Origin of the sequence: Nocardia veterana NBRC 100344 (genome assembly GCF_000308855.1) — a bacterium.
In the GTDB taxonomy this organism is placed as follows: Bacteria; Actinomycetota; Actinomycetes; order Mycobacteriales; family Mycobacteriaceae; genus Nocardia; species Nocardia veterana.
The window spans coordinates 12,307-36,920 of the sequence record NZ_BAGM01000134.1 but is presented as its reverse complement, the minus strand read 5'-3'; the positions used below and the strand labels follow the sequence as shown (position 1 = coordinate 36,920).

The following is a 24,614-nucleotide window of genomic DNA, read 5'->3' as shown; positions in this document are numbered from 1 at the left end:
CGCGATTACTTCGCGCCGGCCGCCCCGTCTTCATGATTCGAACGCCCCGCCCGGGGCCCCGGCACAGAGGAGTGAATGTCAGTCATGGGGAAGATCGTCGTCGCCGAATTCGTCTCGCTCGATGGTTTCGTGCAGGATCCGAGCTGGACCGCGCCGTACTGGAACGACCGCATCGCCGCCTACAAATCCGCCGAGCTGGAGGCGGTCGACGCGCTGCTGCTGGGGCGCAGCACCTACCAGATGTTCGCCGCCTCCTGGCCGAACCATCCGGAGGAGGGCGCCTACAAGGACAAGATGAACAGCATGCCCAAGTACGTGGCCACCGAGAGCCTTTCCGAGCTGGACTGGAACGCCCGGCGGATCGAGGGTGAGCTCGCCGAAGGCATCGCGAAACTGCGGGCCGATCGCGATCTGCTGGTGTTCGGCAGCGCGTCGCTGGTGAAGTTCCTGCGCGAAAACGAACTGGTCGACGAATACCGCCTGGTCGTCTACCCGGTGCTGCTCGGCAGTGGGCTGCGATTGTTCGAGGCCGTCGAGCCCGAGGCCACCCTGAACCTGGCCGAATCCGAGGTGCTGGACAACGGTGTGGTGCTGAGTACCTATCGGGTCACGGCCAATTCGGTCGAGCGCCCGAACTTCGGCTGACCGCTTCCAGTACCGCCATCGCCGCATTGTGGCCACCGATCCCGCTGACCCCGCCGCCGCGGACCGCGCCCGCGCCACAGAGGTGGATGTTGCGGTATCCGGTGTCCACACCCCACCGGGCGGCGGGCGTGCTGTCCGCCTCGCCGCGGAACGGAAACGTCAAGTCGCCGTGGAAGATATGACCCCGGGGCAGGTCCAGTTCGGTCTCCAGTTCGAGCGGCGTCCTCGCCTCGATGCACGGATTCCCGTTCGCGTCGAGGGCGAGGCACTCCCGGATCGGCTCGGCGAGTACCGAATCCAACTGCCGTAGCGTGGCGTCCACCAACTCGGTCTTCACCTGGGTCGGATCGGTGTCGAAAAGACTTGCCGGGGTGTGCAAGCCGAACAGCGTGAGCGTGTGCATACCCCGCGCGGCCGCCTCCGGGCCGAGGATCGAGGGGTCGGTCAGGGTGTGGCAGTAGATCTCCGCGGGCGGTGTGCTCGGCAGCCGGCCGCTCGCCGCTTCCCGGTAGGCGTGCTCGAGCTGGTCGTATCCCTCCGCGATATGGAAGGTGCCCGCGAACGCCTCGGCCGGGTCGATATCGTCACGCAGCCGCGGAAGCCGGCGCAGCAGCATGTTCACCTTCAGCTGACTACCCTCCGGCGCCGGCGGCTGCGCCGCACCGAGCAGCCGGGCCAGAGTCGAGGGCGACGCGTTCACCAGGACGTGCCGTGCGGTGACCGCCGCGGGTGCGTCCGGGTCCCGGAATCGCACCCGCGCGGTGTCGCCGTCGGTCTCGATTCCGGTTACCGGACACGAGGTGCGCAGCTGCGCGCCGGCTCGCCGTGCCGACTCGGCCAGGGCGTCGGTGAGCGCGCCCATCCCGCCGACCGGAACGTTCCACGCCCCTGTTCCGCCGCCGATGACGTGGTAGAGGAAGCAGCGGTTCTGCCGCAGCGTCGGGTCGTGGGCATGGGTGAAGGTACCGATCAGGGCATCGGTCAGAACCACCCCGCGCACGGTGTCGTCGCCGAAGCGGGATTCGATGGTCTCGCCGAGGGGCCGCTCGAACAGGACCTCCCAGGCCTCGCTGTCGCCGAGCGTGCGTTGCAGTTGCGTGCGGGTGGGCAACGGCTGCAGCAGGGTCGGAAAGATCCGTTCGGCGGCCCGGGTGGTCAGCTCGTAGAACTGTTGCCAGGCCCGGTGATCGGCGTCGGAACCGGTGATTCGCCGGAAGCTCTCGCGGGTCCGCTCGGCGTCGGCGGTGTCGACCAGCAGCCCGGTCGCACCCACCGGCGTGTAGGAGGAGATGCGGCGACCGCGGGTGTGGAAGCGCAGCTCCAGATCCCGGACGATCCGATCCGGGAGCAGGCTCACCAGGTACGAATAGCGCGACAGGCGCGCATCGATGCCGGCGAAGACGCGTTCCGAGACGGCCGCGCCCCCGGTGTGATCCTGCCGCTCCAGCACCAGGACCGACAGCCCGGCGCGGGCCAGATATCCGGCAGCGACCAGCCCGTTGTGGCCGCCGCCGACGATGACGACGTCATAGGAGTCGCGCATCAGCCCTGGATATCACGAATCGGCGCCTTCCGCGTCCGATCGGACGGGTGTCGCGGACTTGCGGACCAGCAGATACCCCTGGGGGCAGCGTTCGTCCGGTTCCGGTTCCCGCACCATCCGCATCAGCGGGACGAACCCGTACGGGCGCAGCAGTTCGATCAACCGGGCGGGTGACCAGCGCACCGCGGGCGCCACCTTGTGGTCGTAGGACTGCATCTCGATGCCCTCGTCGGTGGCGAGGAATCCGAGCAGCAGCAGACCGTTGTCGGTCAGGGCGCGGGCGAATTCGGTGAATACGTCCGGCAGTCGTTCCGGCGGCATATGAATGATGCTGTACCACGCGACGATCGCGCCGAGAGCGCCGTCGGCCATGTCGATCCGGGTCATGGATCCGTGCTGAAAGCGCAAGTCCGGATGGGCAATTCGCGCCAACCGGATCATCTCCGCCGACGCATCGAGGCCGAAGACGTCCAGCCCCGAATCCCGCAGGAACCCGGTGAGCCGCCCCGGACCGCATCCCAGATCCGCCACCGGTGCGAGCCGCTCGGTCCGCACCAATTCCGCGAACAGCCCGAGCACCGCCCGATCGTAGGGCTGCGTCACGATCGCATCCCGGAACATGTCCTGATACAACTCGGCCACCCCGTCGTAGGCAGCCGCCACCTCTTCGGTCCTCGCTCCGCTCACCACAGGCACCTTAGATTCACCGTTCCATCGGCGCGAGTACGACAGCGGTGCCCGGCTTCTCGCGGTGATGGACGAGAGCCCGCCTTCGACGATTCTCGAAGGCAGATGGCCCGCCTACGCGAGAGGCCAACGCACTCGACGCTGCTTCCAGGACATCGGGCATTCCGTCGTGCCGGCCGTCGCTGTCTCGATCTACCGGCGGTCCATGACCTACGTGCAGTTCCGGCCGATCGTCGACCTGAGGTCGGTGCAGGTCAGCTCACCCGAGCTTCGCGAAAGCCTGCGGCGAGCAGGGAAGGGTCTCGGGTAACTGGTGGGCGCACCGTAGCCGTCGGAGATCAGTCCGCGACCAGGCGCATGACGGTGCGGCCGAGTTCGGGGCACGGGTCGATGTGGAAGTCGCCGTGTCTGCGGGTGTAGGTGTAGCGGCCGTCGCCTTCGACGTCGAACCAGCTGAGGTAGCGGCGCGGGAGCGGGCGTTCGCTGCGGCGGTCCACGCGAATCTCGATGTGGCCGTGGCCGATTCGGGGCGCGGATAATAGGGTGCGGATTCGGGCGGCGACCGAGGGTTGCTCGTGGGTGAGGGCGGCTACCGGGCCTGAGGTCTGGATTCGTTCCCACCTTTCGACCAGTGGTTTCGTCCTGCCTGCGGGTTGCTTTCCGGCGACGGCCGCGAATACGCGCGCAACGAGGTCCGGGGTCCCCGCTTCGATGACGATATTGCCGCCGACCTCCGGGGAAGGGCCGGGACGCTGCACGATGCTGACGCCGACATTCGCGGTGATCGCCCCGTAGGCACGCAGCGGCTTCTTACGGAAGCCGACCATCACCAATGAGGTGTCCGGGTCGGCCGCGGTCCGCAGCGCTGGCAGCAGGTCCGGGTCGTCGGCAACCGGAAAACGGAGGTGCAGTTGATGTTCGAGTGCCTCCCACTCGAGTTGAGAGCCGACTTCCGGGCGTACCGTGAGGGGCACCGGAAAGCGGTCGAGCCCGAGCCGGTCCCAGGCGAACATGAACTCCGCCTGGGTGAACTCCCATTTCATGCGCTACCAGTCGCTCTCGGTCTGCTTACGCTCTTCGGCCTCCGGCTCGGGAACGCCGAAAACCGGTGGTACCGCCGGAGTTTGCTCGCCGATGAGGTCGATTGTGTTGCGCTCGTGCACGAGCAGATCGGGATTGCCCTTGCGCTCCTTGTCTTCTTCGCCTTTGCCTTTCGCACCGGGCACACCCATTCCGGGCATTCCGGGCATTCCTGCCGCCGCGGCTGCCGGGCGGCCCGCCCCGGCCGGTGTGCCGACCGGATTTCCGGCGCCCGGCGTGCCGGGCACGCTACGTCCCGGGCCTCCGGAGGTTGAACCGCCACCACCGCCGTATCCGCTGTGCCCGGGAACACCACCGAACCCGGTTCCCGTGCCGGAGCCGCTCGTACCGCCGACCCCGGCGGGATTTGTCGCAGCGGAATCCAATCCGGCCGGGCCGGTGGAGGCAGGGCTGGTTGTGCTGCTGCCGGTCGGCGAGGTCCGATCCGCCGCGGACGCGGGATTGTCGCCCAGTTGCCGGTCACCGTCCCCGGCGCCGTCACCGCTGCCGGATCGATCTGGGTCGCCGGGCTTGTCGTTGCGCCCGGCGCTCCTACCGGAGTCGCCGCCGGGGACCCCGGGGCCGACATTCGGCCGATTGACACCGCCGCCGTCGTCGGGCGAAGTCGGCGGCACGAACATCGCAACCTGCTGTCCTGCAGGCTGATACGTCGGTACATAATGGTTCACCATCGCCCACTGCGCGGCCTGTTCTGCCGATGCGGTGCTCGTGGCGGCGTCGATCGCGTCCTTCGGGCTTTCGGCACCGGGTACCGCCGGAATCGGCTTCGGCGGCGGAAGCGGCGGGACCTGCGCCTTCACCACCTCCGCACCGTAGGCGACGGCCTCGATCCGCGACATCACGCTCTGCGCAACATTGTGCATCTCGGACATCTCGTTGCTGAATCGCTGCGTCGCCGCGGTAACCGCATCGGCGGCGCGCCCCTCCCATCCGGCAGCAATACTCTTGTGCACCTTGGCATTCAAAGCCATATGGTTGAACATCGTGGCGTCGGCGATCTTCATCCACCCTTGCGCGGTGGCGTGCATGAGACCCGGCTTCATCTGCTCGACGCCGGCCAGAATCGCCTGATGCGACATGGAGCGAAAGGGTTCCATCACCGCTGCCGGAATGTAATCCGGATCATGGTCGACGTTCCCGGCCACCTTGTCCGCCTCGGCAGCCGAACGCTGGTAGAACTGCGCGGCCTTGCTCTTCGGCACCAGCTTCGGGTCCAGCGTGGGGTCGCCGGAGTTGGCCGCGTCGAGTATCCCGATGATGGGCGGGGTCGTGCCCGGCGTCGAACCTTCGCCCATGATCAGTTGTCCTTACCGATATAGGGTTCGAGGGTTTCGGCGATATGAACAATGTTGTCGCAGGGTTTCATCCCCTTGACTTCGCCCGGAGTTGAAACGATCACCGTCACGCCGAAATAGCCAGACTTGGTCTGGATATCCACGGAACAATCATTTGATGCGGTTTTGTTCGGCGTTAGAACGGCATTTCTGCCATTTATCGAAATGTCCTGGGTTTTTCCTGCATACTTATGCCGAACCTCATCCAACGAGACGTTGCCCGAGTCGAGCTGAAGTTCCTCATCACGATTGCTGACGTGGCAGGTGAAGAACGTATATTCGGCGACAATGTCATTGCCGCGCTCACGCGTAGATGGGTCCAGTCCGAGCGCGGTGAATGGTTCGTCCGGTATCCAGGTGCATGGGTCAAAGTTCACCTTCGCCCTGCCGGAGGATTTGGCATATTCATTGTCTTGCGATGGTGGTTGTACCCGGGATGCCGTCAGGGTTGGGCGCGTCGAGGTCGATGCCGGGGCGGTCGCTGCCTGGCTCGTCTCCTCGCTGGACTGTTCTGCTGCAGATCCGCACGCCGATACGGCCGTAACAACCACCAGCCCGACGACGGACAATGCAATGCGCACTTGCGTTCTATGCTTTCGCATCGGACGTCCTCCTGTTGGCCGCTTTGATAGCGGCAGTGTTCGATGCTTCCGCCGCGTCGATGAGTCCAGCCGACTTGTAAATCGCCTCCGCCATACGGTAGGCAGACTCTTCTGCAGCTTTATACGCTTCGAAACCTTGGACAGCCTTGTTCTCGAATCCTTGCTGCAGACGTTTTGCCGACTCGAAGCCGCCGAAGCCGTCGAGCCGTTGCAGCTCCTGCACTTCTCGTTGCCGCTCCGCCATCTCCCCCGCGAACCACTCGTAATGCCCCGCGACCTCCCGCGCAGCCTCCGGCGTCAACCGGAACCGCCCCTCGGCCACGGCTTGCGACAGCTCGGCGGCTGCTTCCTTCCCCAGCGCCATACCGACCTCCCACCCGAAGCTACGTCGTGCGCCCCATCTACTCCGACGGCTCAGACTACTCGACGGTTCCGTTCCGGTTCCGGTCGTGATGCTCGGCTGGGCGGGCCGCGCGGTGTGGATGGTGGGTCTCATGAATCGAGCCATTTCTCGATTCGGTCGAGGTCGGTGGAGGAAAAGATGTTCTCGCGGTATTCACTGTCCAGCAGCGTCCACTCGTATCGGGGTACGGCGCTGCGGGTGAGCACGTATCCGGCGGATTCGGCGCGCGCGGAGAGTTGTGCTATGCGCTCGCGGGCCGGGTCCGGTTGCGCTGCGGAATTATTCGTCTCGCGATCGGTCATTGTGGTCACTCCGTGGTGGGTTTCGGCGAGTGGAATCCGGTTGGATGCGCCCGGCCGCGACCAGCGCGGCGAAGGCGGCGCGCTTGCGGGGGCAATCGTGGTCGCGATGGAGCTGCATCCAGGTATGTGCCTCGGTCGGTGTGAAAGGCCGGTCGGGCTCGGCGCAGCTCCATTGCGCCGGCCACCGAATCGGGCACGGTGCGGTGCGAGGACCGCACGGGCGGGCCGGGCGGTCCGGTCGCGGCGGATCGTCGGTCGGCCAGAAGCATCCGACGGCGAGCAGAACGACGCTGCAACCCGATAGCACGGTCACGATGCTGGACAGTGCGTTCCACGTCCCCATCGCCGCGCTCACCGGTCGCGACTGTTGTTCGCAGACAAGCTGTTCGCGAGTTCGTTCAGTCCGTCGAGCACCTGCTGATATATCTCGATCGGGATGTCGGTGCGCGCTGCGGTCACGTAAGGGCTGCTGGGATAAGGGAATTCGATGTCGCGACGCTGTGCCCGCTGACGCCGGCTCAGGCGTGGTGGCTCGATCCGCCGGAAGTGCACCAAAGTTCGGTAGGCCACTTGTTTCCAGGCGCACTGTTCGGCCCGGCAGCTGCGGTGATACTGCATCACATCATGGGCGAGGTCGGTCTGTGCGAGCGCGCAGACGGCAGGCAGAGAGACGAGAACTTCGTCGGTCGGCGAAAAGCGCATGGATTCGTCCTCCTTCGGTCGGGTGGTCCGATTCGGCGCGACGCCAGGGCGCTGTGCCGTCGGGTTTCACGGTCGTCGAGTCGACCCGCGGGATCCGAAACGCCCGAAATTTGTCGGCCCGAGATAGGTTGTGTACGAATAGGTTTGACGCGCATGCGGTACGTGTGCGGCCGGATTGTCGAAGGGTTGCGCCCGCGTTGCTCCCGCCCGGCGCAGCCCAGCACACACCGCCGCGGCGGTGGGAGCAACCGATTCCGGAATGCCCATCGGAATCTGCGCGATTGCCCAGTATCCGGACCATCGCGTACCGCACAATCAACCAGAGAGCGCCGCGCCGACGTTGATTGTTCCGTCGTGCCGAGTCCACCCACAGCACCTCCGAAACCCAAAGAGGCGGACAGATGCCCAACTTCGAATCGACCCTGCCCCGGCGGCAGCTCGGCCGCTACCTGCGTGAGCTGCGGTTTGCCTCGGGTATGACGATCGCCGAGGCGGCAGCGCTGATCGAGCGCGGCTCGAGCACGCTGCAGCGGCTCGAAAAGGGTGTGGCGGAACGTATCCGGGTTCTCGATGTGGAAGCCTTGTGCAGAATTTATGACGCCGATGAGAACACCACCACGGCTCTGATCGGCTTGGCGCAGCAGGCCAAGGTGAAGTCCTGGTACCACGAATACGGCGATCTCATTCCCGAGAATTTCGACGTGTACATGGGGCTCGAGGTTGCCGCCCGAAGTCTGAAGACGTATCAGATCGAGCTGGTTCCGGGTCTCCTACAGACGGCCGACTATGCCCGTGCCGTCATCAAATCGGGGCTGCCGGACGAAGCCGATGCGGACATCGAACGCCGGGTGCGATTGCGGATGCAACGACAGGGGCTGATCAAAAGGAAGAGCCGTCCCGCTGAGTTGGATGTCATCCTCCACGAGACAGTTCTGCATCGGGTGATAGGTGGAAACCGAATCATGGAAGCGCAGCGCCGGCATCTGGCCGACATCAGTACCCGACCGAACATCACGCTGCGTGTCTTGCCTTTCACAGCGCCTCTCCCGCGCTGCCCGGTTACCGGCGCATTCACGGTTTTGGAGTTCGGATGGGACGCCAAAGGCAACCCGATCGAGCCGCCGGTGGTCTATGTTCCCGCCCTTGCCGGGGAGATTTATTTGGAGAAGGAGGCCGACATATGCCGGTACAATCGAGCCTATGACGCGATCCAGGCTGCCGCACTGGACGTCAAGGCTAGTCGGGATCTGATTCGCGGCAGGCGGTAAGGGAGTTGCAGAGTGAACGCGGATTTATCAAAAGCCAAGTGGTTCAAGAGCAGCCGGAGCGATGCCACGAGGGATTGCGTCGAGGTCGCGTTCCTCGACAGCGGCTTGGTGGGCGTCCGCGACTCCAAGAACCCGAACGGCCCCGCCCTCGTCTTCACCCCCGGCGAGTGGGATGCCTTCACCGCCGGGGTACGGAACGCGGAGTTCAACCGGCAGTAGGGCATCGGCGAGGCCGAAAGGCGTTCTGCCCAGCCGTCATCCGCAGCCGGTTGCGGCAGCAACTTCGGCCTCAGCCGCCTTCGCCGCGCGGGATGATCCACTCCGTCGGCTGGCCGGTGATGTCGCCGATGAGGTCGAAATCGTGGTCGTAATGCAGGACTGTGAGCTCGGCGAGTTCAGCGGTTGCCGCGATAATCAGATCAGGCAGAGGCCGGCGATGCTGCCCTCGCTTGGCGAGTCGACGCTGCACGTCCAGTGCCCGCTTCATCGCGGCACCATCGGTCGTCACCCACGGCAACGCCTGTAGGGCGGTGCTCAGCCGGAGATAGTCGGAACTGTTGCGTGCCGAGTACAGCAGCTCGAGGGCGACCATCTCGCAGACAGCAAGTCGGCCGCTGGTGATTTCGCGATCCAGACGCCGGGCTGCCACTTCCGATGTAAATCGCTGGGCGTGTGCCGATTTGTCCGCCAGATAGACCGCGTCCGTCACTCCCAGGCTCCACGCATCGTCTCGGGGTCGAGGTCGAGCTGAATGGTTCGAAATGTTTCCACTGCCTGAGCGCGGCGTCGCTCGGCAAGGATATGGGCCAGGGCGCGGTTGACTGTCTCGCTCTTGCCGTGAGTCCCCAAGACCTCTGCCACCTCTTCCCACGAGTCATCCAGATCGATCGTTGTACGCATCATTCACCTCCGCACGTGATGCGCAATAACATGGGAAAATGATATCAAAGTGATGGGATGCTCGGCATCAACGATATTGATCGCAAGCCGCCCTGCCGTTCGTCTCAGCGCCTTGTCGCGCGAAACACGCTGTCCTGCAAAGTGAATTGCGATCCGAGGGGGCGTGTGACGGTGCGGGTGCGGTGGGCGGTGAGCTGGATGTCCCAGCGATCGGGGTCCAGCCCGGCGGCGATCTGTTCGGCCGTCACGTGCACATGGTCGGCGGCGCTGTGGACGGACGAATGGTGGTCGCCGGGGGCGTGCCCGACGATGAACAGCGTTCCGCCCGGCGCCACCGCGGCGGCCAGGCGGGCGAACAGCGTGTCGTTCGAATCGGCCGGGTGCACGTAACTGGCGCACACCAGATCGAAGCGGTCGACCCCGGCGTCCCATCGGGTCAGATCCGCTGTCACCCAGTCGATTCGCCGCGCTGCATCGCCGCCGGCACGGGCAGCGTGTGCTCGCGCCCGTTCCACGGCGGTGGCGGCGATGTCGACGGCGGTGACCTGCCAGCCGCGTTCGGCGAGCCAGATCGCGTCCGCGCCCTCACCGCAGCCCGCATCCAACGCACGGCCGGCGGGCAGGTCCGCCAGCTCCGCGACGAGATGCGGATTGGGCCGGAGTTCGGAGACCGAACCGCCGTCTCGATACCGCTGCTCCCAGTACCGGCGATCGAACTCGGTGCCGGGATCGTCGTCCCGGTGCCGATGAGTGGAGTGGTCGCTGCTCACGTCGGCTCCTATCGGTTGTCGCTCAGTCCGTGGCGACGTTCGCCGAGGACCTGGTTGCTCACTTCGGCCTCCGCGGCGCGGGAGAATCCGCGGCGGTGGTCGGCCACCGCCTGCCGAGTCTCCTCCTCGACGAGATCGGCGTTGATCTGGGCCGCGGCGAACGCACCCGCGGCCGCCGCCGCTCCGACCTGCGCGCTCAGGTCGGTGATATTGCCCGCCGCCCACACGCCGGGCACCTCGGTGCGGCCCATCGCATCGGTCGGTACGTAGACCCCGGCGCCGGAGGGGTGATCCACCGCCTCCACCCCGAGTTTGCGGAGTATCTCCGAGCGCGCGACCATCCGCGGGCCCACCGTGACCACGGCACGCGGCACGACCGTCCCGTCGGCCAGCCGCACCCCGGAAATGTGGTCGTCGGTGATCTCCAGTGCCGCCACGGGACCGCCGATCACCGTAATGCCGCGGGCGGCAAGCTTTTCGGCGGCTTCCCCGGTCGGCGCGTCCATCGTGTGCGTGAACAGGATGATGTCGTCGCTCCACTGCCGGAACAGCAGTGCGCCGTGGACGGACATCGGCCCGTTGGCGATCACCCCGATCGGGCGGTCGCGTACCTCCCATCCGTGGCAGTACGGGCAGTGCACGACGTCGCGGCCCCAACGCTCGCGCAGGCCCGCGACATCCGGGAGCTCGTCGACGAGTCCGGTGGTCACCAGTAGCCGGCGTGAGCGCACCGTGCGGCCGTCGGCCAGTTCGAGCAGAAATGCGTCGTCCTCGCGGATTGCTCCCGTCACCTCGCCGGTGACCACCCGACCGCCGTAGCCGCGGACCTCGGCGCGGCCGCGCTCGAGCAGTTCGGCCGGCGGCATGCCCTCCCGGCCGAGCAGCCCGTGCACCCCGTCGGCGGGCGCGTTGCGCGGCGCGCCGGCATCGATCACCACCACCGACCGGCGTGCCCGCGCCAACATGAGCGCGCCGTTCAGCCCGGCCGCGCCGCCGCCGATCACCACCACGTCACAGCTGTCGTTCAGCTCATCGGTCACTTCGACCACCTCCTGCGACCACCGTGCCCGCCCGGTCCACAATTCGGCAAGCTTCTTTGCTGAAGTGGCAAACTGGTCGCATGGACGACAACCTGGACCGCGCCCTCGATGCCGTGGGCCCGCGGCTGCGTGCCCTACGGCAACGACGCCAGACCACGCTCGCCGACCTGTCGGCCACGACCGGGATCTCGGTGAGCACGCTGTCCCGGCTCGAATCGGGCGCGCGCAAACCCACCCTGGAACTCCTGCTACCGCTGGCCCGGGCGCACGGCGTGACCCTCGACGAACTCGTCGACGCCCCGCCCACCGGTGACCCTCGTATCCACCTGCGCCCCATCACCCGCAACGGCATGACCATGCTGCCGCTCACCCGGCGCGCGGGCGGCATCCAGGCCTACAAGATGATCATCCATCCGGAGCACCGCCGCGGCGAACCCGATCCGCAGACGCACGAGGGCTACGAATGGCTCTACGTCCTCAACGGCCGGCTACGGCTGATCCTCGGCGAACACGACATCGTGCTGGCGCCCGGTGAGGCCGCCGAATTCGACACCCGGGTACCGCACTGGTTCGGCCCGGCCGACGGGAAATCCGTCGAATTCCTCAGCCTGTTCGGCAAACAGGGCGAACGCGCTCATGTGCGCGCTCGCCCCGCGTCCGCCGAAAGCTGAGTCGGTACTCAGCGGCCGACCATATCCAGGGCGGCCAGGTGGCTGAACAGGACCGAAGCGCCGATCGGATTGCCGCCGCCCGGATATACGGTTCCGCTCACCGCCGCCATCGTGTTGCCCGCCGCGTACAAGCCGGGAATCGGGGCGCCGGATTCGTCGAGCACCCGGGCCGCGGTATCGGTGCGCAACCCGCCCTTGGTACCCAGATCCGAGAGGCCGAAGGCCGCGGCGTGGAACGGGCCCTTGCGAATCGGGACCAGCGGCGACGCACCTTCGGAGAACGCACGATCGTAGGCCTCGTCGCCGCGGCCGAAATCCTCGTCGACACCGCGATCGGCGAAGTCGTTGAAGCGGTTCACGGTCTCGACCAGCGCCCCCGCCGGGACGCCGATCCGCTCCGCGAGTTCGGGCAGCGTCGCCGCGCTGTACCGCAGGCCGGCGCGCACATAGTCCTCGTGGTCGACCATCGGCACATTGCTGGCCTGGACCGGTGGTACCGGCCCGGCACTGTCGTCGTAGATCATCCAGTACGGCAAGCTCATCGACCCCGCGTCGAGCCGTTCGATGATCGCGCGGCCGAGCCGGTCGTAAGGGGCCGATTCGTTGACGAACCGCTGACCGTCGCGGTCGACGAAGATGCCGCCGGTGAACCACAGCGCGAACGCCGCCCGGCCGTCGGGATGGATCATGCCCGGCGACCACCAGGCCTGATCCATGAGATCGGTGGCCGCGCCCACCGCCATCCCGGCCTCGTGCGCCCGGCCCTGATTTCCCCACGGCCCCATCGTGTCTCGGGCCGTGCCCGGCACGCCGAACCGCTGTCGCAGCGCATCGTTGCCCTCGAATCCGCCCGCCGCCAGCAGCACGCCCTTCCGGGCGCGGATCGCGGTCCGCTCGCCGTCGCGTTCGACGATCGCGCCGACCACGCGGCCGGCCTCGGTCACCAGCTCGACCAGTGGACTGTTCAGGTGCAACGACACATCGGGGTACTTGGTCAGGGCGAGCAGGAACCGCCCGACCAGGGCCCGGCCGCCGATCAGGTATTCCGGTTGCGGCTCGCCCAGCCGCTCGGTACCGAGCGGTCCGCGCACCGAGGTCGCGAGTTCGCCCAGGGCCGCGGCCGGTAGCGGGGCGGGCACGATGTGGCGTTTACCGTCGGTACGGGCCTTGGGCGCCGCGCCGAAATAGTCGGGCCAGGGAAACATCTGGAAGGCGAAATCGTCGTCGCTCTCCAGATATTCGATCACCCGCGCGCCGCCGCGGACGTAGGTTTCCTGGAGATCGGCGGGGCTGCGGTCGCCGACCACGGCCCGGAAGTAGGTGAGGGCGTCCTCGAAGGAATCGTCCACACCGGCACGGCGCAGCACCGGATTGCACGGAAACCACATGCCGCCGCCGCCCGAATACGCGGTGGTACCGCCGAATTGCTCGGTCGCCTCCACCACGGCCACCGAAAGTCCTTCGCGCGCAGCGGTATAGGCGCCGGCCAGGCCGCCACCTGAACCCGCCACCAGTACATCGACTTCGTCGTTCCAGTCCGTCACCGCACACTCCCAGCACTAGTCCGAACCCACGGTAGGAGGTTCGACGGACCCGCGTCACCGGCGATCCCGGTGGGCGGAACACGATATCGGCACCACGGCGGGCGGCCGGCGGTTGTGGGCTGTGCGCTGCACCCGCTCCCACCGCTGCGCTGATGCCGGGCCGCTCCCGTCGAAGGGAACCCGTGATGCCGCTCGCCGGGACTTCCGAACGCCGCGCGTAGTGCCGACCCGCTCACCGAACGTCGGGGAATGATTCCGCGCCCTAATTCGTTAATTAGCGAAATGCCGAAGGATGGGGTGGCTGTGCGGAACGGACCGGATGCGGGCGGCCTGCTCGCCGTGAGCGAGGCCGCCGAGTGCGAACTGCTCGCGCAGTACAAGGCGCTGGCCAATCGAACCCGAATGCAGATCCTGCACTGGCTCAAGGACCCGAGATCGAACTTTCCGGAGCTGCAAGCGGATTCGGATGAGCTGGGCGTCTGCGTCGGGCTGATCCAGCGCAAGGCCGGTACCTCCGCCTCCACCATCTCCGCGCATCTGGCGGTACTGCAACGCGCGGGTTTCCTGACCGCCACCCGGCGCGGGCAGTGGACCTACTACCGCCGGGACGAAGGCCGCATCCGGCACTTCACCGACCAACTTCACCGCGTGCTCTGATCGACGCGCCCGAGTCCGAAAGGCGGCGGCACATGCCCCTCGCACTGTCCATTCTCGATCTGGCGTCGGTGGCGCCCGGCGCGACCGCGCGCGACAGCTTCGCCAACAGCGTCGCCCTGGCTCGGGCCGCCGAGCGCAGCGGATATCGCCGGGTCTGGTACGCCGAACACCACAACATGCGTTCGATCGCGTCGAGCGCCACCAGTGTGCTGATCGGCCACGTGGCCGCGCAGACCGAGACCATCCGGCTCGGCGCGGGCGGCATCATGCTGCCCAACCACTCGCCGCTGGTCATCGCCGAACAGTTCGGCACGTTGGAAACGCTGTTCCCGGCCCGGATCGACCTCGGTCTGGGCCGCGCACCCGGCAGCGATCAGAAGACCATGCGCGCGCTGCGCCGCGATCCGCACTCCGCCGACACCTTCCCCCAGGACGTTCTGGAGTTGCAGGGCTATCTCACCGGCCATTCGCGCATACCCGGGGTCGAGGCGGTGCCCCGCGCCGACGGCGTGGTGCCCCTCTACATTCTGGGTTCGTCGCTGTTCGGCGCGCAGCTCGCGGCACACCTCGGGCTGCCCTACGCGTTCGCCTCCCATTTCGCGCCCGATGCCCTGCACCAGGCGGTGGCGGTATACCGGGACACGTTCCGGCCCTCCGAGCAACTGGCCGAACCGTACGTCATGGCGGCGGCCAACGTCTTCGCCGCGGCCACCCACGACGAGGCGGTGGCGCAGCAGACCGTCGCCTACCGTGACCGCGCTCGCCGGATGGTGTCCCGGCGCGGGGGTGCGGCGGAGCTCACCGACGCCGAGGTCGATGCCTTCCTCGCCTCCCCCAACGGCGCCCAGCTCGCCTCGATGACCCGCTACACCGCCGCCGGCACGCCCGACGAGGTCCGCGACTACCTCGAAGAATTCGGCCGCTCGATCGGCGCCGATGAACTCATCCTGGTGCACCACGCCATCGATATCGACGACCGGGTGCGTTCGGTCGAACTGACGGCCGCGGCGATGCTCGCCGAACCCGCGGCGCACTGAGGTCCGCACGCGGCCACCTCGTGGACAGACCGCGCCCGGGCGGCGCTCGGTAACCCGCGGGGGACGAAGACGAGAAGGCCGGGCCCGGTCGAATACCGGGCCCGGCCTTTCGGGATCGAGCCGGCCGATCCGATGGACGATCGGATCAGCGCCGTCGCTACTTCGTCGCGGTCGTGGTCGGCGCCGCCGACTGCGTCGTGGTCGGCGGTGTCGTCGCCGATGGGGAGGTCGTCGGCTGCGCGGTCGTCGGCTGGGCGGTCGTCGGCTCGGTGGTCTGCACCGGGGCCGCGACCTGGGTGCGGGCCGGCGGTTCGGCCGGGGCGACGGTCGTGGTCGGCGCCGGTGCCGTCGTCGTCGTGGTCGTGGGCGCCGGGGTGGCCTCAGTCGTCGGCGTGGGCTGCACCGTCGTGCTCGGTGCGGGGCTCGCGGTGGTCGACGGCGTGGCCGCCTTGGTGTCGGCGACGGTCTTGTACGCCGCCCGCACGTCGGCCTCGGTCGGCTGCGACTTCGGATCGATCTGCTTGCCCGCCTGGGCCTGCTGCGCCAGATGGGTGAGCCAGGCCGCCGCGTACTCGGCCGAGGTCATCGGCTTGCCGTTGGCCGCATCCGAATCCCGCCAGTAGTCGAAGTGATGCCCGGTGCCGTTGGGACCCAACGTCAGCTGGTACGGATCGCTCATGATCACCGGAATGGTGTTCTGGTTGGTTACGATCAGCCCGATGATCTCGTTGAGCACCTTCTGCGGCAGGTACGCCAGCGGCGCCATCTGATCGGTGGAAATCGATTGTGCCGGTGCGGGAGTCGGCGGGTTCTGGCCCGGCTTGTAGCCCGGTTCCGACACCTTCAGCAACACCTGCAGGAACGTCTCGTCACTGGCCATCCAGTTCGGCTGGGTGGCGATGTAGGAGAAGGCGTTCATCGCGATCCGGCCCAGGACGACGGCCACGTCCTGTCCGGTGGCGGGGGTGAGGCCCTCGTTCTGCAACGCATCGACATTCAACTGCCGGCCCACGTTCGCGGCCAATTGCAGCAGCGAAATATTCTGCGGCGCGGCACAAGTGAGATCGCCCTCGGAGCAGAACGAGGCAACCTTGCCGTTCAGCGCACCGAAGTCGCCGGCCTGGTCCGGCAGTGCGCCCTGCCCCGAGATCGGCTTGTTGCTGTTCTGGTACTTCTGGTCGAAGCCGTCGGGATGATTCGGGTCCTGGGCGCCGGGGAACGGACCGTCACCGGCGGTTCGACCGGCATCGGCCAGAATCACCACGCCCAGAACGTTTTTCGGGTCTACGACATCGTATTTGCCGTCGGCGCCGGGCTGGTCGTGCCCGATGCCCATCGCCACCCGGCGGGCGACGTCGGCGCCTTCGCTGTAGCCGACGATCGAGAATTTGGTGTCCGGGCAGGCCTGGGCGATGTCGTGCATCACCTTCTCGGCATTGGTGACACCGGTATTCACCGCATCCTCGTAGGAGTTCATATTCGCCGGATACGCGATGTACACCGCGGCATACGAACCCGGATCCACCTTGTCCGCGGGCGCGTTGACGACCGGATCGACCCAGTGGCTGCTGTAATCGCTCGACAGTGCCGCCGGCAGGGCGTTGCCGTTGGCATCGACCAGCATGGCCGTGGTCTTCGGGTCCGGGCTGTCGTTGCGGCCGGCGACCGAGATGGTCACCATGTCATGACATTCGGTGACCGACGAGGTCAACCGGGTGTCCCGGGTCTGCGGTGTGGCCATCAGACCCCAGGAGGCGGCAACGATCGCCGCGACCCCTAGAACCGCAGGTGCCGCGGCCGCCGATGCGATCCGGTGGCGTTTGACGAACTCGCGAAGAGCCATGTCCTGATCCCCATTCCGATCCGACACAAGAAGACGGACAGGCCCCCCGACGGGCCATGTGTATGTCACGGAGAACGTCGCGCCGGGCCCGCCGAGTGTTACCGGCCGGAACGATTGTGTGATGTTCACCCGGTGGTGTAACGCACCGTCCGGCCCGGTCGCCGCGGCGAGTCGAAAAATCTGTCGGCTGCCCCGATTACGGTTGCCGCATGTTGTTTCTGGGGCGCGACGACGTCGAAGCGGTCATGGATCCGGATGCCCTCATCGACGCGATGGGCCCGGCGCTGGCGGATCTGAGCGCCGGCCGGGTCTCGGCCCCGAATCGGACGGCGGCGGTCGTGGCGGCCGGCGACACCTTCACCGGACTTCTCGACATGCCCGCCTACGTTCCCTCCGCGGGGGCGCTGACCAGCAAGTTGGTCAGCGTCTTCCCCGGTAACACCGGCACCGGCCGGCCGGTGCGGCAGGCGATCATCGCGGTTTTCGATCCCGAGACCGGTGCACCGGCGGCCGTACTGGACGGTGCGGTGATCACCGCCGCGCGCACCGCGGCGTGTTCGGCACTGTCCACCCGGCTGCTGGCCCGAGCGAATTCCGAGGTACTCGCCGTCCTCGGGACCGGCGTCCAGGCCCGCGCGCACGCGCGCTTCGTCTCCCGGGTGCGCCCGTTCCGGCAGGTGCGGATCGCGGGCGGTGACCGCGAGCGCGCCCGCGCGGCCGCGGCGGAGCTGAGCGACGAGCTCGGCGTCGAGGTGGTGGCGATGCCGTCCTATCCGGCCGCGACCGACGGCGCCGACGTGGTCTGTGGCGCCACCTTCACCGTGGAACCGGCGATCCGCCGGGCCTGGATCTCGCCGGGCACCCATCTGACCTCGGTCGGCTACCACCCGAACGGACGCGAGGTGGACGACGAGACGATCGCCGAGGCCATGCTGATCGTCGAATCCCGGGCGGCGGCGTTGCAGGCCGTCCCGCCCAATCGCGATCTGGCCGGCCCGCTCGAGCGTGGCCTGCTCACGCTCACCGGAATCCACGCCGAACTGGGCGAACTCGTCGCGGGTACGGCAACCGGCCGCACCGACGACACCGGCATCACCCTCTACAAATCCGTCGGCGTCGCGGTACAGGATGCCGCCGCGGCCGCGCTGATCCTCGCGGCGGCGCGGGCGCGCGGTGTCGGTCAGCGCGTATCGCTGTAGCGGTCGGTGTGTGAGACTCTGCGCAGTCCGGAACGACAAAGGCTGTCCGGTACGACAAAGAAGGTGGCTATGGGTACTGCTCGAAAGTTCATCGGAATGTCGGTTCTGGTCGCGGGAGCGGCCACGATGATCACGGCGGCAGCGGGGTCGGCGGCAGCCGAGCCGCGCGACTGTGTCCTGGATCGGTGGGCGACCGGTGCTTCCGCGCATTGCGGCGGTGACGGCACCTACATCCTCGAAGTCGATTGTGTGGGGGTGAATCTGGCGTACGGCGCGCCGCTCGGGCCGTACTACAAGTCGGTGACCGGCTTCGCCGACAATCCCGCGAGCCGGCCGAGCCGTGACTGCCTGATGCCGCTCACGCTCGGACAGATCGGCATCGTCACCGATGCGCGCATCACGCAGGTACCGACCCGGCCCGGACTGCCGGACAACGCATGGGAGTACGACCCGGGCCGCCGGTAGCCGACAGCGGGTTCGACACGGCCATTTTGACAATTCGGCAAACAACGTTGCGCCGCCGGGAAACTCCCGGGCACCGTGACGGAATGAGCGAGGAGTTCGAGTCCGTCCTGGTCGGCATCGGCCCACGATTGCGCGCATTGCGTCGTCGGCGGGGACGAACGTTGGCCGCGCTGTCGGCCGAGACCGGCATCCCGGTCAGCACGCTGTCCCGGCTCGAGTCCGGACAACGCAAACCCGGTCTGGAACAGCTGCTCGCCTTGGCGAAGGCGCATCGGATTCCGCTGGAGGAGCTCGTGGGCGCCCCGGCCAGCGGCGACCCCCGGGTTTATCCACAACCGTTCATCCGCAACGGCATGACTGTCATCCCGCTGACCCGTAACCCGGGCGGCCTCCAAGTCTTCCGCCAGATCCTCCCGGCCGGAAACGACGGCCGGGAACCGGCGCCGCGGTCCCACGAGGGCTACCACTGGCTCTATGTTCTCAGCGGCCGGCTCCGGGTCGTGCTCGGCGATCAGGACCTCGTTCTCACCACCGGCGAGGTCGCCGAATTCGACACCCACCTCCCGCACTGGTTCGGCAACGCCGACGACCGCCCGGTCGAATTCCTCAGCATCCTCGGTCCGCAGGGCGAACGCTTCCACCTGCGCGCCCGCTACCGGCCGAACTGACTCGGCCGGCGCGGTCGCCGAAGGGGGATCACCACCATCCGCGTCCTTGTCGCCCCCGCCGAGCCGGCGTGGATCCGACTGCCGGGACCGGGCCGAACAAGGTCCGGCGGGATCGTCGGATAAGGTTGCAGGCGAAGCGAATCCGTTCAACTGGGGGGTATGGTGTCCGAGCCTATCGGTCGTGCGCACGAAGATCCGCAACTACTGAACCGGATCGGACAGGCCGCCGCGGAGGCGAACCTGGGAGCACACCGATCCGCTCATCCGGCGCTGCATCCGGTGCATCGCAAGAACATTCGGACACTCGCCGTCGCCACGCCGGTCCTCGGGCTGGTGACGCTGGTGGGTGTGCTGGTGAACGGCAATTGGTGGTTTCTCACCGCACTCCTCGCGGTGGTCTGCTTCCTGGCGCTCATCGGGAACCTGATCACCGCCCGGCCGTTCTACGGAAAAGACCGCGCGATCCGGCTCGACCTCTATGCCGAGGGGCTGGTCTACGCCCACGGCGGCGGGCTGCACGTGGTGCGCTACGACCGCACCTCGGTGACGGCATCGATCACCCACTATCGTCGTAACGGCCTCACCGCCTACCGATACCGGCTGTTCGACCTCGCCGGCACGCAGTTCCTGATGCTCGGCAATCTCGCGCGTCCGCAGGAGTGGGGGCCGGCGATTCAAGACGCCGTCGTCGCTGCGCAACTGACACCGACGTGGGCCGCGCTCGAAGCCGGACAGCGCGTGCAGTTCGGTGATGTGTGGATGACCCGCGACGAACTGGGTCGGCTCGACAAGTCGATCGCCTGGGACCGGATCGAGCGGATCGATATCGACAACGGCTCGATCGCCGTGAGTCTGGCCGGAAAGCTCTGGCCCGGTTTCACCGCCGCCGTCGGCGACATCCCGAATTTCCGGCTGTTCCACCGGCTGGCGGATCATCTGATCGGGCTACGCAACCGTCCCACGACAACGCAGGCCTGACCTCTTGTCGCTGCGGAACCGGTGTCGGGCCGGGCGAATCGGCCTCCACCGGGCGGTGGCTCGATAACGGATGTCGCGCAACGGCTTTCGGGCGGCTTCTTGGCTGAAAAACAGCTGATCGGTAGATTCCGGAGATGCCCCTCGGACACATCGGCGTCAACGTTTCCGATCTCAGTGCGGCCCGTGCGTACTACGACGAGATCATGCCACTGCTCGAGTATGAGCCCTTAGTGGCCGACGATGCGCAGTTCGCATACCGGCCAGCAGGCGGGAAGATCGGAACGTACGTGTTCTTCTATCCGGCATCCGAGCCCGGTTACCGGCCCGAGGGTGCCGGGCTGCAACACCTGGCGTTCATGGTGCGCACCCGCGCCGACGTCGACAAGGTGTATACCTGGGCATCCTCGCGTGGCGATGAAATCATCCACGCGCCGAGAGAATTTCCCCAGTATCCGCCGCCCTATTACGCCACCTTCTGGACCGGATACGACGGCGTCATGCTCGAAGCGGTCTGCCACAAGGACATGTGAAACAGCGCCCCGGCAGGACTCGGAACGCCCGCCTCGGCTGCTCCGGCAGCCGGGGCCGGGTCCTCGAATTGTCTTCTGGCGAAGGAAGAAACGAGGCCGCTGACTGTCGGTGACGCCTGCCATCATGCACGGTATGACGACTGCCGACCCGTTGGCCCCATTTCAGTGGCTGCACGCTCGCAACGGCGATGACCGCCGGCTGGGCGAGATCTTCACCGTAAGTTTCTTCCGCGGGCTCGACCCCGCGGAGGTGGTGCGCCGCTTCAGCCGCGGCGAGGACCAGGGCCAGGAAGCGGGCTTCGATGAGCTCGGAGAGCGGGTCAGCAAGTTCTGCTTCGAAAACGGCGGCGGATCCGGGGGAGGCCACGTGGGTGTCGTGCAGCTCGGTGAGTGGAGCGTAGCCATCGAGCTGTTCGGGTGGATGGCCACGCTCCCCGATGTCCTGGCCGAATTGTCGCGTGATTGTGAGGTATTGGGCATCACTCGGCACGACTACGCCGATGACAGCCTCGCGTACGCGATCGACGGCACGATCGTCACGGGCTACAACCTGACGTGCCCCCACCTTCGACACGGCTCCGAACCCGACCGGCTCAATGGCTTCATGCGGGAGCTCGGCATGACGCTGGACAGGGGCGACGACGAGCATGATCGCGACGACGAGTACGACTGGGACGACAGTGCTTGGGAGACCGACTACTTCGCGGCCGTGCCGAGAGCTTTCGCCTTGGCCGCGAAGCTCACCGGAGTGCGGTTCGTCCCGGAAATCCTCGATCGTGCGATGCTCGTCGGACCCGTCTTGTACAGGTGGTAATCGTCCCCGAGTCCGCTACCCGCGAGCCATGTCCACGAAACGGCTCAGGTGGAGTTGGTGGGCGACGGTAATGGTCGCCGTGGGGCCGTTTCGGTGTTTGCCGAGGATCAGGTCGGCCTCGCCGCCGCGCGGGTCGTCGCGTTCGAAGGCGTCGGGGCGGTGCAGCAGGATGACCATGTCGGCGTCCTGTTCCAGGGAGCCGGACTCGCGGAGGTCGGACACCATGGGGCGCTTATCGGTTCGCTGTTCGGGGCCACGGTTCAGCTGACTGATCGCGACCACCGGGACTTCCAATTCCTTTGCCAGCAGTTTCAGGCTTCGGGAGAATTCCGACACTTCCTGCTGACGGGATTCGACCTTCTTACCGGAGGTCATCAGCTGCAGATAGTCGACCACCACGAGCCGCAGGTCGTGGCGTTGCTTGAGCCGCCGCGCCTTCGCCCGGATCTCCATCATCGTGAGGTTCGGCGAATCGTCGACGAACAGCGGCGCCTCACTGATCTCGCTCATCCGCCGCGCGAGTCGGGTCCAGTCGTCGTCGCTCATGCGCCCCGCGCGCATATCGCCGAGCTTGATCTTCGCCTCCGCCGACAGCAGGCGCATGACGATCTCGGTCTTACTCATTTCCAGGGAGAAAATGACGCTCGCCAAGCCGTGCTTGATCGAGCAACTCCGCATGAAATCCATTCCCAGGGTGGAGTTGTGCGTGGGGATCATCGAGCGCCCGGCCAGGTAGAGGTGTTCGGAGTTGTCGACCTCGACGCAGCGGACCGGAACACTGGGGATCGGACGGACGTCGACGATGAACCGTGAGTTCGACCGCGCGGTCCCGGTCGCGCGCCGACGCTGCTTGTGCAGCAGATTCTTTCGGCTCAGGCCGAACACCTCGTCGTCGGTCGCGAACGTGAGCGTGTACGCCACGGAACTGTCCGCGGTGCGTCCGCGCACGCGCTCGGCCGATCGGTGGCATCGGTATCCGAGGCTGACGATCAGTTCTTCGACATCGGAGACCAATCGTTCGTTCGTCACTGTGAATTGCACCGAACCGCCGTGGGTCACAGTACCGTCGGTGTCGAGCAGACCGGCCAGCAGCGCGCGCCGCTGTGCTTCGGAAGCGCGGAGATAGGCGGTGGGTATGTGCTTGTTCCCCAGGACACCGATGGTGCGTAACCGTGCTTGCACCGTGCCCGTGGCATTACGGCAGCCCTGGCACATCCGCAGACCGGTGGAAGGCCGGCCGCACTGCGGGCAAGTCGGCCGGGGCGAGCGGGAGGACACGAATCGCGACTTACCACCGCAGGATCGGCCGCAGGTCTTCACCTCGGAGGTGAACGGCACGAACTCGGTGCCGCACACGGCGCAGTTGCGAGGAGAAATGGGATCGGGTTCGGGCAGGCGCAGGGAGTAGCGCAGCACGGCACTCGCCGACGGCACCGCGAGCAACCCCTCGTTCTCGATGCGCAGCACGATTTCCGGCTCGGCAGTTGTCAGTTGGGCGGAGGCGGCGGCGCCGTTGCCCAGCCAGGCACCCAGGGTGTAGGGCGGAACCAACAGGTCACGTTCCGGCAGCTGAAGGGGCGCGGCGTTGGTGACCGAGTGATTGAGCCGCGCGTCCGCGGTCGCGCAGCGCAGTGTTCCGGCGATATCGGCGGTGGTCCGAACCTCGGCGAACGTCCGCTGATTCCGATACCGGTTGCGGCCGGCCGCGGCTTGCTGTGCGGAGCGCCGTGAGGCGCGTGTTTCGGTGAGCCACTGATGTTCCGCGTCCGCGACGATCACCGTGCCGTCGGAGAATTCCACCTCGTAGCAAGGACGTTCGTGCATCGTCTCGGTGGCGGCTACGACACGTGTCGGCCGTCCGTGTGCGTCGAGCAGTTCGTCTCCGACCGCCACCTCGCCCATGGTCGTCCAGCCGTCGGGCGTAGGCAGCGGAGTATCCAGCGCGAGCGCCTTACCCACGCCGGGTCGCGCCGCGACGATGATCATCTGGCCCGGATGCAGACCGTTGGTGACCTCGTCGAGTTCGGTGAAGCCGGTGGGGACGCCGAGGGAGATACCGCCGCGGCTGGCGATGGAGTCGATTTCGTCCATCGTGGGCTGCAGCAGCTCTTCCAGGGGAAGGAAGTCCTCACTGGACCGGCGCTCGGTCACCTCGTAGATCTCGGCCTGGGCGCGGTCGACCACCTCGGCGACGTCCTGGCCGTCGGCGCCGGCGTAGCCGAATTGCACGATGCGGGTGCCGGCCTCGACCAGGCGGCGCAGAATCGCCTTCTCCGCGACGATTTCGGCGTAGTAGGACGCGTTGGCCGCGGTCGGTACCGTTTGGGTCAGGGTGACCAGGTAGGGGGCGCCACCGATGCGTTTCAGTTCACCGCGCCGGTCCAGCGTGGCGGCCACGGTGACAGGGTCGGCGGGTTCGCCCCGGCCGTAGAGGTCGAGGATGGCGTCGTAGACGGCCTGGTGGGCGGGGCGGTAGAAATCGCCGGGGCGGATGACCTCGACGACGTCGGCAATGGCGTCCTTGCTGAGCAGCATGCCCCCGAGGACCGACTGTTCGGCCGCCATATCGTGCGGCGGCTGCCGACCGAAATCCTCACCGGGCTGGTCGTTGTAGTCCGAGTGCCCGCGATCGTCGACGACTGCCACTCGACTCGACCGTCCTCTCTCATCGCACCCGGCCTCATCATCCGGCTTCGACCCTATTGATGACCTGTTGTACGCCCGGGCACCGACACGTTGGGATGCGTCACAGCGCGGCATGCGGCGGTCGTCACGGAAGGCGAATCCACCCGCAGCTAACGGTTCCCAGCAGCTGGAATCCCGGCACTACGGACGCTCGGTGAGGGCGCCGGGATGAACCTAAGCGACCGAACTGGGGATCACCAAACCGAGCTGTGGAGACAGCTGTGGA

At 67.0% G+C, this 24,614-nt stretch carries 27 protein-coding genes; 12 read left to right on the top strand and 15 right to left on the bottom strand.

The genetic code is table 11. The features are described 5' to 3' along the window. Positions 1-84 precede the first annotated feature (84 nt). A complete protein-coding gene (locus ON37_RS25915; RefSeq protein ID WP_040722990.1) occupies positions 85-645 on the top strand; it encodes a dihydrofolate reductase family protein in 561 nt (186 codons plus the stop codon). On the opposite strand, the gene ON37_RS25910 is transcribed toward ON37_RS25915, so the two are convergent. The 8 genes from ON37_RS25910 to ON37_RS25870 all read right to left on the bottom strand — a co-directional run bounded on the left by ON37_RS25910 (position 608) and on the right by ON37_RS25870 (position 7,319). Then, positions 608-2,188: a phytoene desaturase family protein gene (locus ON37_RS25910; protein WP_040722962.1), complete on the bottom strand. Its 1,581-nt coding sequence runs from the start codon at positions 2,186-2,188 to the stop codon at positions 608-610. The two genes, ON37_RS25915 and ON37_RS25910, sit on opposite strands and share 38 nt — an antisense overlap. Positions 2,189-2,200: 12 nt before the next feature. Beyond that, positions 2,201-2,875: a class I SAM-dependent methyltransferase gene (locus ON37_RS25905; protein ID WP_040722989.1), complete on the bottom strand. Its 675-nt coding sequence runs from the start codon at positions 2,873-2,875 to the stop codon at positions 2,201-2,203. A gap of 338 nt (positions 2,876-3,213) precedes the next feature. Further along, positions 3,214-3,918, bottom strand: a complete 705-nt coding sequence (locus ON37_RS25895; RefSeq protein ID WP_040722959.1) for an ESX secretion-associated protein EspG — start codon at positions 3,916-3,918, stop codon at positions 3,214-3,216. 3 nt (positions 3,919-3,921) lie between these two features. Further along, positions 3,922-5,271, bottom strand: a complete 1,350-nt coding sequence (locus ON37_RS25890) for a hypothetical protein (RefSeq protein WP_040722958.1) — start codon at positions 5,269-5,271, stop codon at positions 3,922-3,924. Positions 5,272-5,273: 2 nt separating this feature from the next. Next, the gene (locus ON37_RS32020; protein WP_157171591.1) at positions 5,274-5,891 is read right to left on the bottom strand and encodes a DUF3558 domain-containing protein; all 618 of its coding nucleotides are present in this window, start codon (positions 5,889-5,891) and stop codon (positions 5,274-5,276) included. Between the two features lie 7 nt (positions 5,892-5,898). Continuing rightward, the gene (locus tag ON37_RS25885) at positions 5,899-6,276 is read right to left on the bottom strand and encodes a hypothetical protein (protein WP_051032047.1); all 378 of its coding nucleotides are present in this window, start codon (positions 6,274-6,276) and stop codon (positions 5,899-5,901) included. A 128-nt stretch (positions 6,277-6,404) separates the two neighbouring features. Then, complete coding sequence (locus ON37_RS25880; protein WP_040722957.1) at positions 6,405-6,617, bottom strand: hypothetical protein; 213 nt, start codon at positions 6,615-6,617, stop codon at positions 6,405-6,407. A 351-nt stretch (positions 6,618-6,968) separates the two neighbouring features. Beyond that, on the bottom strand, positions 6,969-7,319 hold the full coding sequence (locus ON37_RS25870; protein WP_040722954.1) for a hypothetical protein: 351 nt from the start codon (positions 7,317-7,319) through the stop codon (positions 6,969-6,971). A gap of 401 nt (positions 7,320-7,720) precedes the next feature. Between ON37_RS25870 and ON37_RS25865 the strand changes: the two genes are divergently transcribed. Together ON37_RS25865 and ON37_RS25860 are read left to right on the top strand one after the other, a co-directional pair. Next, positions 7,721-8,587, top strand: a complete 867-nt coding sequence (locus tag ON37_RS25865; RefSeq protein WP_040722953.1) for a helix-turn-helix domain-containing protein — start codon at positions 7,721-7,723, stop codon at positions 8,585-8,587. Between the two features lie 12 nt (positions 8,588-8,599). After that, positions 8,600-8,806, top strand: coding sequence for a DUF397 domain-containing protein (locus ON37_RS25860; RefSeq protein WP_040722952.1), 207 nt, complete (start codon positions 8,600-8,602; stop codon positions 8,804-8,806). 70 nt (positions 8,807-8,876) lie between these two features. Here the strand turns inward: ON37_RS25860 and ON37_RS25855 are convergent, their stop codons facing one another. The 4 genes from ON37_RS25855 to ON37_RS32600 form a co-directional block, all read right to left on the bottom strand. Continuing rightward, positions 8,877-9,296 (bottom strand): PIN domain nuclease, encoded by a 420-nt coding sequence (locus ON37_RS25855; protein WP_040722951.1) that lies wholly within the window; start codon positions 9,294-9,296, stop codon positions 8,877-8,879. Further along, positions 9,293-9,490, bottom strand: a complete 198-nt coding sequence (locus ON37_RS33145; RefSeq protein WP_083893289.1) for a type II toxin-antitoxin system VapB family antitoxin — start codon at positions 9,488-9,490, stop codon at positions 9,293-9,295. Before ON37_RS33145 ends, ON37_RS25855 begins: the two co-directional genes overlap by 4 nt. A 101-nt stretch (positions 9,491-9,591) precedes the next feature. Further along, the gene (locus ON37_RS32605) at positions 9,592-10,257 is read right to left on the bottom strand and encodes a class I SAM-dependent methyltransferase (protein WP_040722950.1); all 666 of its coding nucleotides are present in this window, start codon (positions 10,255-10,257) and stop codon (positions 9,592-9,594) included. A gap of 8 nt (positions 10,258-10,265) precedes the next feature. Beyond that, positions 10,266-11,297, bottom strand: a complete 1,032-nt coding sequence (locus ON37_RS32600; RefSeq protein ID WP_040722987.1) for an NAD(P)/FAD-dependent oxidoreductase — start codon at positions 11,295-11,297, stop codon at positions 10,266-10,268. A gap of 80 nt (positions 11,298-11,377) precedes the next feature. On the opposite strand from ON37_RS32600, the gene ON37_RS25840 reads away from it, so the two are divergent. After that, on the top strand, positions 11,378-11,968 hold the full coding sequence (locus ON37_RS25840; RefSeq protein ID WP_040722949.1) for a helix-turn-helix domain-containing protein: 591 nt from the start codon (positions 11,378-11,380) through the stop codon (positions 11,966-11,968). 8 nt (positions 11,969-11,976) lie between these two features. Here the strand turns inward: ON37_RS25840 and ON37_RS25835 are convergent, their stop codons facing one another. Further along, positions 11,977-13,512 (bottom strand): FAD-binding protein, encoded by a 1,536-nt coding sequence (locus ON37_RS25835; RefSeq protein WP_040722948.1) that lies wholly within the window; start codon positions 13,510-13,512, stop codon positions 11,977-11,979. 303 nt (positions 13,513-13,815) lie between these two features. Between ON37_RS25835 and ON37_RS25830 the strand changes: the two genes are divergently transcribed. Beyond that, positions 13,816-14,169: an ArsR/SmtB family transcription factor gene (locus ON37_RS25830; RefSeq protein WP_306306509.1), complete on the top strand. Its 354-nt coding sequence runs from the start codon at positions 13,816-13,818 to the stop codon at positions 14,167-14,169. A gap of 32 nt (positions 14,170-14,201) precedes the next feature. Then, the gene (locus ON37_RS25825) at positions 14,202-15,206 is read left to right on the top strand and encodes an LLM class flavin-dependent oxidoreductase (protein ID WP_040722947.1); all 1,005 of its coding nucleotides are present in this window, start codon (positions 14,202-14,204) and stop codon (positions 15,204-15,206) included. 157 nt (positions 15,207-15,363) lie between these two features. Here ON37_RS25825 and ON37_RS25820 read toward each other — a convergent pair whose 3' ends face one another. Next, complete coding sequence (locus ON37_RS25820; protein ID WP_040722946.1) at positions 15,364-17,049, bottom strand: cutinase family protein; 1,686 nt, start codon at positions 17,047-17,049, stop codon at positions 15,364-15,366. A gap of 209 nt (positions 17,050-17,258) precedes the next feature. Here ON37_RS25820 and ON37_RS25815 point away from each other — a divergent pair, with 209 nt between their 5' ends. The 6 genes from ON37_RS25815 (at position 17,259) to ON37_RS25790 (ending at position 21,703) form a co-directional block, all read left to right on the top strand. Continuing rightward, positions 17,259-18,248 (top strand): ornithine cyclodeaminase family protein, encoded by a 990-nt coding sequence (locus ON37_RS25815; RefSeq protein ID WP_040722945.1) that lies wholly within the window; start codon positions 17,259-17,261, stop codon positions 18,246-18,248. Positions 18,249-18,317: 69 nt separating this feature from the next. Further along, positions 18,318-18,713, top strand: coding sequence for a hypothetical protein (locus ON37_RS25810; protein ID WP_157171590.1), 396 nt, complete (start codon positions 18,318-18,320; stop codon positions 18,711-18,713). 83 nt (positions 18,714-18,796) lie between these two features. Beyond that, on the top strand, positions 18,797-19,381 hold the full coding sequence (locus ON37_RS25805) for a helix-turn-helix domain-containing protein (protein WP_040722942.1): 585 nt from the start codon (positions 18,797-18,799) through the stop codon (positions 19,379-19,381). Positions 19,382-19,540: 159 nt separating this feature from the next. After that, positions 19,541-20,359, top strand: a complete 819-nt coding sequence (locus tag ON37_RS31200; protein ID WP_051032046.1) for a DUF6585 family protein — start codon at positions 19,541-19,543, stop codon at positions 20,357-20,359. 134 nt (positions 20,360-20,493) lie between these two features. Next, complete coding sequence (locus ON37_RS25795; RefSeq protein WP_040722941.1) at positions 20,494-20,889, top strand: VOC family protein; 396 nt, start codon at positions 20,494-20,496, stop codon at positions 20,887-20,889. Positions 20,890-21,022: 133 nt separating this feature from the next. Further along, positions 21,023-21,703, top strand: a complete 681-nt coding sequence (locus tag ON37_RS25790) for a DUF6461 domain-containing protein (protein ID WP_040722983.1) — start codon at positions 21,023-21,025, stop codon at positions 21,701-21,703. A 15-nt stretch (positions 21,704-21,718) separates the two neighbouring features. On the opposite strand, the gene dnaB is transcribed toward ON37_RS25790, so the two are convergent. Next, positions 21,719-24,349, bottom strand: a complete 2,631-nt coding sequence (gene dnaB / locus ON37_RS25785; protein WP_040722940.1) for a replicative DNA helicase — start codon at positions 24,347-24,349, stop codon at positions 21,719-21,721. Positions 24,350-24,614 lie beyond the last annotated feature (265 nt).